This is a genomic window from Xanthobacter oligotrophicus (assembly GCF_008364685.1).
In the GTDB taxonomy this organism is placed as follows: Bacteria; Pseudomonadota; Alphaproteobacteria; order Rhizobiales; family Xanthobacteraceae; genus Xanthobacter; species Xanthobacter oligotrophicus.
The window spans coordinates 276,637-288,920 of the sequence record NZ_VTTL01000001.1 but is presented as its reverse complement, the minus strand read 5'-3'; the positions used below and the strand labels follow the sequence as shown (position 1 = coordinate 288,920).

At 66.6% G+C, this 12,284-nt stretch carries 10 protein-coding genes and 1 tRNA gene; 5 read left to right on the top strand and 6 right to left on the bottom strand.

All coding sequences use genetic code 11. The features are described from left to right. Window positions 1–47 precede the first annotated feature (47 nt). Together FZ033_RS01250 and fabI are read right to left on the bottom strand one after the other, a co-directional pair. Window positions 48–554 (bottom strand): hypothetical protein, encoded by a 507-nt coding sequence (locus tag FZ033_RS01250; protein ID WP_149574361.1) that lies wholly within the window; start codon window positions 552–554, stop codon window positions 48–50. Between the two features lie 43 nt (window positions 555–597). Beyond that, on the bottom strand, window positions 598–1,425 hold the full coding sequence (gene fabI, locus FZ033_RS01245) for an enoyl-ACP reductase FabI (RefSeq protein WP_138398857.1): 828 nt from the start codon (window positions 1,423–1,425) through the stop codon (window positions 598–600). Between the two features lie 168 nt (window positions 1,426–1,593). Here fabI and FZ033_RS01240 point away from each other — a divergent pair. Further along, window positions 1,594–1,670, top strand: a tRNA-Pro gene (locus tag FZ033_RS01240). 343 nt (window positions 1,671–2,013) lie between these two features. On the opposite strand, the gene FZ033_RS01235 is transcribed toward FZ033_RS01240, so the two are convergent. Next, a complete protein-coding gene (locus tag FZ033_RS01235) occupies window positions 2,014–3,192 on the bottom strand; it encodes an MFS transporter (protein ID WP_188079233.1) in 1,179 nt (392 codons plus the stop codon). After that, the gene (locus tag FZ033_RS01230) at window positions 3,189–4,547 is read right to left on the bottom strand and encodes an HdeD family acid-resistance protein (protein WP_149574360.1); all 1,359 of its coding nucleotides are present in this window, start codon (window positions 4,545–4,547) and stop codon (window positions 3,189–3,191) included. Before FZ033_RS01230 ends, FZ033_RS01235 begins: the two co-directional genes overlap by 4 nt. A gap of 310 nt (window positions 4,548–4,857) precedes the next feature. Here FZ033_RS01230 and FZ033_RS01225 point away from each other — a divergent pair, with 310 nt between their 5' ends. After that, entirely contained in the window at window positions 4,858–5,118 is a 261-nt protein-coding gene (locus FZ033_RS01225; RefSeq protein ID WP_149574359.1) for a hypothetical protein, read from the top strand. Window positions 5,119–5,127: 9 nt separating this feature from the next. Here FZ033_RS01225 and mgtE read toward each other — a convergent pair whose 3' ends face one another. Continuing rightward, on the bottom strand, window positions 5,128–6,492 hold the full coding sequence (mgtE, locus tag FZ033_RS01220; RefSeq protein WP_149574358.1) for a magnesium transporter: 1,365 nt from the start codon (window positions 6,490–6,492) through the stop codon (window positions 5,128–5,130). Between the two features lie 137 nt (window positions 6,493–6,629). Next, the gene (locus FZ033_RS01215) at window positions 6,630–7,241 is read right to left on the bottom strand and encodes a carbonic anhydrase (RefSeq protein WP_149574357.1); all 612 of its coding nucleotides are present in this window, start codon (window positions 7,239–7,241) and stop codon (window positions 6,630–6,632) included. 797 nt (window positions 7,242–8,038) lie between these two features. Here FZ033_RS01215 and urtA point away from each other — a divergent pair. From urtA to urtC, 3 genes are all read left to right on the top strand, one after another. After that, window positions 8,039–9,271 (top strand): urea ABC transporter substrate-binding protein, encoded by a 1,233-nt coding sequence (urtA, locus tag FZ033_RS01210; protein WP_232847304.1) that lies wholly within the window; start codon window positions 8,039–8,041, stop codon window positions 9,269–9,271. A 194-nt stretch (window positions 9,272–9,465) separates the two neighbouring features. After that, complete coding sequence (gene urtB, locus FZ033_RS01205; protein WP_149574355.1) at window positions 9,466–11,103, top strand: urea ABC transporter permease subunit UrtB; 1,638 nt, start codon at window positions 9,466–9,468, stop codon at window positions 11,101–11,103. A 47-nt stretch (window positions 11,104–11,150) separates the two neighbouring features. Continuing rightward, window positions 11,151–12,227 (top strand): urea ABC transporter permease subunit UrtC, encoded by a 1,077-nt coding sequence (gene urtC, locus FZ033_RS01200; protein WP_188079265.1) that lies wholly within the window; start codon window positions 11,151–11,153, stop codon window positions 12,225–12,227. The last annotated feature ends 57 nt before the right edge of the window (window positions 12,228–12,284 follow it).

The window sequence follows — 12,284 nt, the reverse complement described above, 5'->3', positions numbered from 1 at the left end:
CGGCGCGCGGTTGGCCCCGAAAAGCCGAAGCGCCGCCCTGAAGGTGATCACCGCGGGGGCACCGGAATGACGTGGTCATACCAGGCGCCGCGCGGCGGATAGGTCACCCTGAGGGCGATCTGCGATCCCGGAGCCGCCTTGCCCTTGAAGCTGACCACCAGCCCCTTGGCCTGCCGGCCGAGGCAGAGCGTGGTGGCGCCGCCGTCGATGGCTCGCGCAGTGAAGCTGCCGTAGCGGATGAACACCTGCCCGCCGGGCGGGGCCGACAGCACCCTGACGGTGGGCACCTGGGTCTGCTGGCAGTTGAAGTCCGCCGTGCCGGCCGCGAACAGGGCGCTGCGCGTTCCGGAGCCGCCGATCAGGTATGCGGTGCCGTATTCGCTGGGCGTCACATAATCGGGGAAAACCGCGCCGCCGGGGCCGAAGATGCGGTCCCGCAGCGGGTATTCCTGGAGCGTCGGCGGGCTCTGCGCGAAGCCCTCGCCGGAGAAGGCCACAAGACCGGCCGAAACCGCCAGGGCGGACAGGGCGGCGCGAAGGACGATCGCCGGCATGGGGGTCTCCTGATGGCGCGCGCGGGCGCGGCGGGTTTGGAACTCAGTCGCGGACGAGGGCGAGGTCCGGCGCGTCGGGGTGCTTCATGCCGACGATATGATATCCGGCATCCACATGGTGCACTTCGCCGGTCACACCCCGCGACAAATCGGACACGAGATAGACGCCGGTGTCGCCGACCTCGTCGGTGGTCACGGTGCGGCGCAGCGGCGAATTGAGCTCGTTCCACTTCAGGATGTAGCGGAAATCACCGATTCCCGAGGCTGCGAGTGTCTTGATGGGGCCGGCGGAGATGGCGTTGACGCGGATGGCCTTGGGCCCGAGGTCGGCGGCCAGGTAGCGCACGCTCGCCTCCAGCGCAGCCTTGGCGACGCCCATGACGTTGTAGTGCGGCATCCACTTTTCAGCACCGTAATAGGTGAGGGTGAGCAGGGATCCGCCGTTCGTCATCAGCTTCTCCGCACGCTGGGCCACGGCGGTGAAGGAGTAGCAGGAGATGAACATGGTCTTGGTGAAATTGTCGGCCGAGGTGTCCACATAGCGGCCGTCCAACTCGTCCTTGTTGGAAAAGGCGATGCAGTGGACCACGAAATCCAGCGTGCCGAAGAGCCGCTCGGTCTCGGCGAAGACGGCGTCCAGGGTTTCCGGCTCGGTCACGTCGCAATGGCCGACCAGATGGCCGCCCAGCTCGGCCGCCAGCGGCTCCACCCGCTTCTTCAGCGCCTCGCCCTGATAGGTGAGGGCCAGCTCGGCGCCGTGGGCGCGGGCGGACTTGGCGATGCCGTAGGCGATGGATCGATTATTGGCGACACCCAGAATCAGCCCGCGCTTGCCCTTCAGAAGACCGCTCGCGAAACCGTCCGTCGCCATTGACCCAACTCCACATGCTCAAGCCATTGATGCCCTATGGCGCGGCCAAAGGCACGCTCCATGGGGCGCGCTTCCTATGGCATGGGGCCATCCACCGTTCAAGCGAGGCCGGCGCACTCTGCCTCTTGCGCCGCGCAATAGGGGGCGCTATACGCAGCGCCTCTGGATCGGAGTGTAGCGCAGTCTGGTAGCGCACCACGTTCGGGACGTGGGGGTCGCAGGTTCAAATCCTGCCACTCCGACCAGCTGATCGATTGGCTCGGAACTGATGTTCCGCCGTCGTTCAACCCACGTCATCCCCTTGCTGCAGTGATGCGTCGAAAAGCCCGGGACCATTGCGTCTCGGCGTCGAGGCTTGCCCATTGTGCAGGCGCGTCATGCGCCGTCGCCGGGCCGAACGGGTGGGAATCAGTCCTCCGAATCGAACATGCCGGACCGCGGGGGTGTCCCCTTCGAATCGTCACCCCTCGCCCCGCATGACGATGCGAATCGCCTTTGGTTCGCGCCCTCATCCCCGATTTTCGATCGACTCAGTGCAGCTGAACCCAATTTTCGCCACCGCACCGCACCGCAGCGCAAGGATGGTCCTCAGGTCGTCCCCTTGAGCCGCCAGGCTGCAAGTGCGAATCCGGCGCAGGCCAGCGTGGCGAAGATTGCGAGGCCGTGGGGGTGCGCCTGCATGGAGAAGCCGGCGCCCAGCGGCCCAACCAGCGCGCCCAGCCCCCAGAACAGGCCCGACACCGCATAGATGCCCACCAGGTCGCCGCCCTTGAAGCGGCTGCCCACCAGCGTGATCATGATGGTGTAGATGCCCACGAAGGCGCCGCCCCATACGAACAGCAGGGCATAGGTGGCGACCGTGCTGCCGAGGGCGAGCGGCCACACCGCCGCGCCGGCGGCGGAGAGCGTCGCAAGGGCGATGACAAGGTGGCGCCGGTCCATCTTGTCGCCCAGCCAGCCGATGGGCAGCTGGAGCGCGATGGCGCCGATCATCATCACCGACATGAGGCGGGTGGCGTGCTCCTCGCCCCAGCCGAGGCTCACGGCATAGAGCGCGAGGAAGGAGAGGCCGGCGGTCTCGATGGCGGCGTTGAGCAGGGTCGCGCTCAGGGCGAGGGGGGCGAGGCGGACGAAGCGCACGGGATTACCCACCGTCGGCTCGTCGAAATGGGGCGCGACGACGCGCGGCGAGGCGACGAACAGTGCGGCAAGGAGCGCGATGCCCGCGCCGGTCACATAGGGCAGCGCCCCGGCCGTGCCCACAAGCGAGAGAATGATAGGGCCAAGCGCCAGCCCCACCGAGAGCGCGGCGGTATAGGCCGCCATGGAGCGGGCGCGGGTGCCTTCGGTGGAGAGAGCGTTGATCCAGGTCTCGGAGGTCACGAACAGCGCCTCCGCCGCCATGCCGAGGAACAGGCGCAGCACGAACCACGCCGCGAGCATGGGCAGCAGCGGGAAGGCGAGAAGCGCCACCGCCGAAATGGCGATGGAGAGGAAGATGAGCTTGCGCGGCCCCAGCGTCGCCACCAGCCGGGGCAGCACCAGGGCGGTGATCAGCACGCCCACCGCATGCATGGCCGCATTGGCCCCGATGATGCCCTCGCTGAGCCCGCGGGCGGCGAGGTCAAAGGCGATGAGCGGCGCCGTGAGCGAATAGGTGAGCCCGAACACCATGGCGGTGGCGATGACCGCGCCGCGGGCGAGCACGCTGGCCCGGCCTCCGGCGAGGGCTTCCACGGGGGCGGATTCGGCGGCCTGCTCGCTCATGGTTCGCTCACGCTCGCCCGCGCGGCGGCGGTGCCGGCCGGGGCGCGATGGGGATGGCTGATGCGTATCAGGAAGTCCCGCAGCCGGGCGGCGAACGGCGGCGGTGCCGGCTCGATGATGCGTTTCAGGGTGCTGGCGTAGTCGAGCACCAGGCCCGGGGTCCAGCTCATGGCCTCGGCGCGCGAGCGGATATAGGCGCCCGCCCACACGTCCGGATTGGCCAGCAGTGTGGCGACCCGAAGCCAGGGCATGCGCGAGGCGAGCACGCCCTCCAGCGCGGAATCCAGCGCCGCCGCCACCACCACGGAGCAGTTGCGGTTGGTGAGGTTATAGATGTCGTCCTGCCGGTAGCCGGCCCAGAAGGCGCGCAGGCGACGGGCATTGAAGCGGGTGAATTCCACCCGCGCGTCGGCTTCGCACCAGTTCGCCGATTCGTGGGCGTAGGAGGGCTGGAAGCGGCCCTTCACATTGTTCTCGGCGGTGGCGCGCAGGATGCGGGCGAACTCCTCCGGCGGGTGCTCGATCTCGTCCGCCGGATAGTGGCTGATATAGAGATCCGGCCTCAATTCCAGCGCCGTATGGCCGGTGGAAATGGCGCCGGTGCGATCCACGGCGGCGATATAGCGGTCGATGAGGGGCCGGTGGCCGGGTACGTCCGCCGAGCCCACCGGGGTCCAGACATGCACCGTCATGGGGCCATCGGAGGGCGGCAGCGGGCCGCTCTCGTCCACGATCACCGGCGCGTTGTCATACCAGTTGCGCCCGCCGAACAGCGGCAAGGCGAGGATCGCCACCTCGGCGAGATGGGCGCGCAGCATCAGGCTCGCCCGCATCAGGATCCAGCCGGACATGAGCAGCAAGAGGGCGATGCACAGCGGCACCTTGATCTCGTGGGACAACGGCCAGTGGCTGGCGATGATCGCCGCCAGCATGATCTCCACGCCGCCCACCGCCACCGTCGCCCGCCACAGGCGGAAGCGCACCACCAAAGCGGTGGCGATGCGCGCCACGCCGTCGATCAGGAAGGCGGCGCCGAACAGCAGCGACAGCGCCATGCCGTTGCGATCCGGATAATCCAGGATGAAGACGCCCACGAAGACAAGGGCGCCGGCACGGACGAGGCACAGCGCCCGGCTCTGCGCCCCGCGCAGGGCAAAGACGGCGAGCAGGCTGAGCAGCCCCTCCAGCACGAACACGCCGCCGAACACCTGCGTCGCCACGGACATGGTGCCGTCCATGGCATCGAGCAGGATCAGGCAGGCGACGCCGATGAAGGCGAGGGCGAGCACCAGCAGCACCCACCAGCGGTCACGCAGGGCACGGGCCCCCACCAGGATGAACGCAAGCTGGACCATGAAGGACGGGCTTCACTCTGGAGGGAAATTCCGGGCTCAAGCGGCTCGGGGCGCGACTTCCTCACTTCATAGAAGGAGAGGATGATTCTCCGCCTGAACGAAAGCGGTTCCGCTCCCATCCCACGGATCGTACCCAAGGTCAGGTCGGCACCATGGGGCCGTCGCCCCCGCCGATGCAATAGGCGGCGCAAGAGCGAGATCAATGGAGCCGCCGCCGAGCAGGTCGGGGAGGGCACCTCCGCTCGCCCTCGGAACCCTGAGGGACCTTGGACGGTTGGCCTTCCAGATCCAATCCACACGGAGGTTCAAGATGGCCAGTGCCGAGATGGAGCGCCTGAAGGCGGATGCGTCGGGCAATACCGGCCTGAGCGCGGTTCTCGCCGAGGCGGTCGGCGGGTTTTCCAGCGCCGCGGATGCGGTGGGGTTCCTCGCTTCGCGGGGGTTCGAGGTGACGGCCTCGGACCTGGAAGATGCGGCGGCGGACACCGATGAGGCGCCCGCCGCGCAGCAAAAGGAAGCGGTTGAGAAAGACGGCTATGGCGCGCTCATGCGATTCCTTCGCCGCAACTGAGCGCCGTCGTCAGAGAATGGTGCCGTGGAGGAACAGCCACGCGACCGAGAAATAGATGACGATGCCGGTCACATCCACCAGCGTGGCGATGAACGGCGCCGAGGCCGAGGCCGGATCGAACCCCAGTCGTTTCAAGGCGAACGGCAGCAGCGAGCCGGCCATGGAGCCGAAGGTGACGATGCCCACCAGTGCGGCGCCGATGGTGATGGCCAGGAGCCGCCAATGCTCGCCATAGTCGAAGATGCCGGCCTGCTGCCACACCACGATGCGCACGATGCCGATGACGCCGAGGATCGATCCGAGCACGAGGCCGGTGGGAAGCTCACGAAAAGCGACGCGCCACCAGTCGCGCAGCCGCACCTCGTGCAGAGCCAGCGCACGGATGATGAGGGAGGTGGCCTGCGAGCCCGAGTTGCCGCCCGAGCTCATCACCAGCGGGATGAACAGGGCGAGCACGATGGCCTTCTCCAGTTCGTCGGCATAGACCTGCATGGCGCTGGTGGTGAGCATCTCCGACAGGAACAGCACGCACAGCCACCCGCCGCGCTTCTTGATCATCTCGAAGAAGGAGATGTCGAGATAGGGCTTGTCGATGGCCTCCATGCCGCCCATGCGCTGCACGTCCTCGGTCTGCTCCTCGATCATGGCGTCGATCACGTCGTCCACCGTGACGATGCCGAGCACGTGCCCTGTGGAGTCCACCACCGGGACGGCGAGGAAGTCATACTTGGAGATGATCCGCGCCACCTCCTCCTGCGACATGGTCGGGGGGACGGTGATGGGCGCGTAGGGATTGGCCACCGACCCGATGGGGGCGTCCGGCGCGCCGAAGATCAGGCGGCGCAGGGAGACGGTGTTGACGAGGCGCTTGGTGTCCGGGGTCAGGACATAGATGGCGTAGACGGTCTCGCGGCTGTGCTCCACCTCGCGGATGTGGGCGAGGGTCTGCCCTACGGTCCAGTTCGAGGGCACGCTGACGAACTCGGTGGTCATCAGCGCGCCGGCGGAACCGTCGGGGTAGGTGAGCAGGTGGTCGATGCCGCGGCGCGTTTCCGGCGTCAGCGCTTCCCGCAGGCGGCTCTTGGACGGCTCCTCGATCCAGCGCAGCACGTCGGAGGCGCGGTCAGCCGACATGCCTTCGAGCAGGGCGACGGCCTTGTCCTGGGGCAGCGCCTCGATGACCTCGCAAGCGTCCTGGAACTGGGGCTGGTCCAGCACCTCCACCGCCCATTGCAGGGGCATGTGGCCGACCAGCTCGGTGGCTTCCTCGGCGGTCTTGCCGTTCAGGAATTCAACGATGTCCGCCACATGTTCGTGCCCGAGGCGGGCGGCAATGGTGGCCTTGTCCAGATCTTGCGTCGCGACGATGTTCATACGTGCCTCTCCGCCCCAGCTGCGGTTCCGGTGGCGCTCGCCTCGACCGGGTCCATGCCCCACGTAGCGAACCTGTCCTTCAACGAAATGACACACGGGCGTCGTGTGGATGCGCCCCCGACTCGCTTGTGGGCGGGTCAGACGGCCTTGAACGTGCCGTCGTCGCCGAGCAACTCCAGCTGGCCGGTGGCGACGCCGAAATAGGCGCCGTGCAGATGCAGCTCGCCGGCGCTGATGCGCTCCGCGACCCACGGGAAGCCGGCCAGATTCGCCAGGGAGAGTTTGACGCAGCATTGCTCGCAGAAACGCTGGCGCTGGTCGCTGGGAAGGCCGGCGTCCTCGGCCATGAGCCGGGCGGGCTCGGCGATCTTCATCCAGCCGGCCACGAAGTCCTCGGCGCCGGGGGGAGCACCCTCCAGAAGGGCATGCACGCCGCCACACTGGGCGTGGCCCATCACGATCACATCCTGCACCTTGAGCACGCGCACCGCGAACTCGATGGCCGCCGACGTGCCGTGATAATTGGCATCGGGCAGGAAGGGCGGCACCAGATTGGCGACGTTGCGGACCACGAACATCTGGCCCGGCCCGGCATCGAAGATCATCTGCGGATCGACGCGGCTGTCCGAGCAGGCGATGACCAGGGTCTCCGGCTTCTGGCCCCGCGCCGCGAGCCGCTCGAAGAGCTGCTTACGCTCCGGCCATGCCACTTCACGGAATCTCCTGTAGCCCGAGATCAGATCATCCACGCGCCGCTCTCCCGTTCAGTCTGCTCAAGGCACGGAAGTCTGAGCGCGACGGCCGAGTCAAGCCCGCCAAATTGCCTCCCCCGGCCCGCCGCTGCGGCAGGCATGGGAAATGCCCTGTATCCCGGCGCCCCGTGCCACGGGTGGAGAAGGCATCCATCCACCCCCGTGGAACCCGATGAGCCGCCCGCACGTTACTTATTCACGAAGTCAATCTCAACGACGGGGAAAGATCATGCGCGGGATCTTGCTTTGGATCATGGGAGTTCCTGTTTCCGTGATCATTCTGCTTTACCTGTTCCACTTCCTCTGACGGCTAGAATGGTTGCGCGGCGCATAAAAGCTTGCGTGTGTTGCTCGGCCTGCACCGCCAGAGCTGGACGTCGGCGCGCTTGTGGCTGCTCCGAAAATAGGCAAATCAAATGAATTGTGTGCGGCAGCACACCGAGGAAGTCTGTGGCATGCGGCGTCGCCACGGCGATGGAGCTGCCCCTTTCCGGATGGTGATATGATTTTTGCCTAAAATGACGGCATAGTGTCAATCTATCTGTGCCTAGTTTATGGCCATATCTCCGTGACAAAGGCCGATCCACCCGCTTCGGTCACGGTTCCGCCGCCCGGACGCATCGGCGCAGGGCCGGCCGCGAGACGGTGCAAGCCTTGGCACGCGCCTTGCTGACATATCCCCTGGCAGGCCCGATGGGCCGTCGCAACAGGGGAGAGAGCGCATGCTCGGTTTGCTGGGACAGGCGACCAAGGGTTTCGGGGCGCTCGCCGCCGCCGCCGCCATCGTCGGCACGATGGGAATGGGCGTGGCCAAGGCGCAGGAGACCATCAAGGTCGGCATCCTGCATTCACTGTCGGGCACCATGGCCATCAGCGAGACGACGCTGAAGGACGCGATGCTCATGCTCATCGAAGAGCAGAACAAGAAGGGCGGCCTGCTGGGCAAGAAGCTCGAGGCCGTGGTGGTGGATCCCGCATCCAACTGGCCGCTGTTCGCCGAAAAGGCGCGCGAGCTGATCACCAAGGACAAGGTCGCCGCCGTGTTCGGCTGCTGGACCTCGGTCAGCCGCAAGTCGGTGCTGCCGGTGTTCAAGGAACTCAACAACATCCTCTTCTACCCCGTACAGTATGAGGGCGAAGAGAGCGAGCGCAACGTCTTCTATACCGGCGCAGCTCCGAACCAGCAGGCCATTCCTGCGGTGGACTACCTCGCCAACGAGGAGAAGGTGGAGCGCTGGGTGCTTGCGGGCACCGACTATGTCTATCCCCGCACCACCAACAAGATCCTCGAAGCCTACCTGAAGTCCCGCGGCGTGAAGGCCGAGGACATCATGATCAACTACACGCCGTTCGGCCATTCCGACTGGCAGACCATCGTGTCCGATATCAAGAAATTCGGCTCGGCGGGCAAGAAGACGGCGGTGGTCTCCACCATCAATGGTGATGCCAACGTGCCGTTCTACAAGGAACTGTCCAACCAGGGCCTCAGCGCCAAGGACATTCCGGTCGTCGCCTTCTCGGTGGGCGAAGAAGAGCTGGCCGGTATCGACACCAAGCCGCTCGCCGGTCACCTCGCGGCATGGAACTACTTCATGTCCATCGACACGCCGGAGAACAAGGAGTTCATCGCCAAGTGGCACGCCTTCACCAAGGATCCCAAGCGTGTCACCAATGATCCCATGGAGGCCCATTTCATCGGCTTCAACATGTGGGTGAAGGCGGTGGAGAAGGCCGGCACGACCGACCAGGACAAGGTCATCGCCGCTCTGCCCGGCATCAAGCAGGCCAACCTCACCGGCGGCGTGTCCGAGATGCTCCCCAACCACCACATCACCAAGCCCGTCTTCATCGGCGAGATCGAGGGCAACGGCCAGTTCGACGTGGTGTGGAAGACCAAGGACCTCATCCCCGGCGAAGCCTGGTCTAAGTACCTGGAAGGCTCCAAGAACCTGGTCGCCGACTGGGTGAAGCTGAACTGCGGCAACTTCGACACCGTCAAGAACGTCTGCCTCTCGGCGGCCAAGTGAACGTGTCCGCCTGAGCGCTCCGCGTGAGCTTCGCGTCCGGGTTGGCGTGGATTTTTGAAGACTTTTAATCTCGAACGCTCTCGTACCGTCCCGCAAGGGGCGCTCCTCCCTCTCCCCGGCAACGGGGAGGGGGAGCCTCGCTCTCCCCGTCGCGAGCTGCCGGCACCGCCGGCTGCGCTGGAGCGGATACCTTGATGATGCGCCTTTCCGTTCCGCCGGCCCTCGCGCGGATCCTCGCGCTTCCCCTTCTCGCCCTTCTCCTGGCCGTCCTCCTCCCCGCCGGCCCGGTGCGTGCCCAGGGACAGGGGGATATCTCGGCCATCGTCGCGAAATTCGCGAACGACAGCTATTCGGATACGACGGACGCGCTGGTCGAGCTTTCGGCCACCGGCAGCGCCCAGGCTGCCGCCGTGGCGGAGGCGCTCGGCGCCGGCCGGTTGATGTTCGATCCGGCCACCAAGGCGGTCTATATCCGCACCCCCGCCGGCATGGCCGATGCCGCCACCGGCACCATCGTGGCCAATGCGCCGACCAACCTCTCCGTGGTTCGCGCCAACAACCGGGTGCGCCGCGCCATCGATGCGGCCTCCGGCGCGCTCTCGCTGCTCAATCCCGATCCCGTCCGCCGCGCCGATGCGGCCGCTGCCGTCTTCAAGTCGCGCGATGCCGCAGCGCTGGCGACGGTGGAAGCCGCCATCGCCAAGGAGACGGTGGCAAGCGTGAAGGAAACGCTGGAGCAGGCCCGTGCCGCCATCCTCGTCGGCAAGGCGGAAGTGCCGGAGGCGGTGCGGCTCCTCGCCATCCAGAAGATCATCGCCCGCGGCGACCAGGAGGCCATCAGCCTGCTGCGCAGCCTGCCGGCGGATGCGTCCGCCCCCCTGAAGGCGGCGGCCGACGCCGGCATCGCCAAGATCGAGCAGAACCTCAGGTTCTGGGCCGTGGCGCAGAATGTCTGGTACGGCCTGTCGCTCGGCTCCGTGCTGCTGCTGGCGGCCATCGGGCTTGCCATCACCTTCGGCGTCATGGGCGTCATCAACATGGCCCACGGCGAGATGGTGATGCTGGGAGCCTACACTACCTTCGTGGTGCAGGACTTCATCCGCCATTCGGCGCCCGGCCTGTTCGACTGGTCGCTCACCATCGCCCTGCCGCTGGCCTTCCTGTTCACCGGCCTCGTGGGCATCCTCATCGAACGCACGGTGATCCGCTTCCTCTATGGCCGGCCGCTGGAAACCCTGCTCGCCACCTGGGGTGTCTCGCTGATCCTCCAGCAGGCGGTTCGCTCCGTGTTCGGCCCCACCAACCAGGAGGTGGGGGCGCCTTCCTGGATGTCCGGGGCATTCCAGGTGGGGCAATTGTCCATCACCTACAACCGCCTGTGGATCATCGTCTTCGCGCTGCTGGTGTTCTTCGCGCTGCTGCTGGTGTTGAAGCGCACGCCGCTCGGCCTCTATGTGCGGGCGGTGACGCAGAACCGGCGCATGGCGGCGGCCATGGGCATCCGCACCGGGCGCATCGATGCGCTCACTTTCGGCCTCGGCTCCGGCATCGCCGGCATCGCGGGCGTGGCGCTCTCGCAGATCGACAACGTGAGCCCCAACCTCGGGCAGGGCTACATCATCGACAGCTTCATGGTGGTGGTGTTCGGCGGGGTGGGGAACCTCTGGGGCACGCTGGTGGGCGCCTTCACGCTGGGCATCGCCAACAAGCTGCTGGAGCCCTTCGCCGGCGCGGTGCTGGGCAAGATCCTGCTGCTCGTCTTCATCATCCTGTTCATCCAGAAGCGCCCGCGCGGCCTGTTCGCGCTCAAGGGCCGGGCGGTGGAATCGTGAAACAGTCCGGCATCATCGACCGCACCGGCGGCATCTTCCTTCTCGTCATGCTGGCGGTGGCGGTGCTGGTGCCCGCCTCGAACCTGCTGCTCCCGCCCGGCCATCCGCTGCATGTGCCGGACTATATGATCCCGCTGCTCGGCAAGTATCTTACCTATGCCCTGCTCGCCGTGGCGGTGGACCTGGTGTGGGGCTATTGCGGCGTGCTCTCGCTGGGCCACGGCGCCTTCTTCGCGCTGGGCGGCTACGCCATGGGCATGTACCTCATGCGCCAGATCGGCCCGCGGGGCGTCTACGGCAACCCGGTGCTGCCCGATTTCATGGTGTTCCTGAACTACAAGGAACTGCCGTGGTTCTGGCATGGCTTCGACATGTTCCCCTTTGCCATGCTCATGGTGGTGGTGGTGCCGGGGGCGCTGGCCTTCGTGTTCGGCTGGTTCGCCTTCCGCTCGCGGGTCACGGGCGTCTATCTCTCCATCATCACCCAGGCCATGACGTTCGCGCTCATGCTCGCCTTCTTCCGCAATGACATGGGCTTCGGCGGCAATAACGGCCTCACCGATTTCAAGGACATCCTGGGCTTTCCCATCTCGGCGCCAGGCACGCGGCTGACCCTGTTCGTGGCGTCGGCGGTGGCGCTGGCCTTGGGCTATCTGATCTGCCGGGCGCTGGTCACCTCCAAGTACGGCAAGGTGCTGGTGGCGGTGCGCGACGCGGAGAGCCGTACCCGCTTCCTTGGCTACCGGGTGCAGAACTACAAGCTGGTGGCCTGGGTGCTCTCCGCCATGCTGGCGGGCGTCGCCGGCGCACTCTATGTGCCGCAGGTGGGCATCATCAATCCGTCCGAGTTCGCCCCGGCCCAGTCCATCGAGATGGTGATCTGGGTGGCGGTGGGCGGGCGCGGCACGCTGGTGGGGGCGGCGCTGGGCGCCGTCATCGTCAATGCGGGCAAGACCTGGTTCACCGGCGTGCTGCCGGAGGCGTGGCTGTTCGCCCTCGGCGCGCTGTTCGTGCTGGTCACCCTGTTCCTGCCCCGGGGCGTGCTGGGCCTGGCCTCCAGCATTTCCGAACGCTGGAAGGCGCGGCGTCCCGCCGCGACGCCCACCCCCGAGCCGGCGGAGTGAGCGCCATGAGCTTTGAGACCCATTCCACCGACCCCTATGTGGTGAAGTCCCACGGCG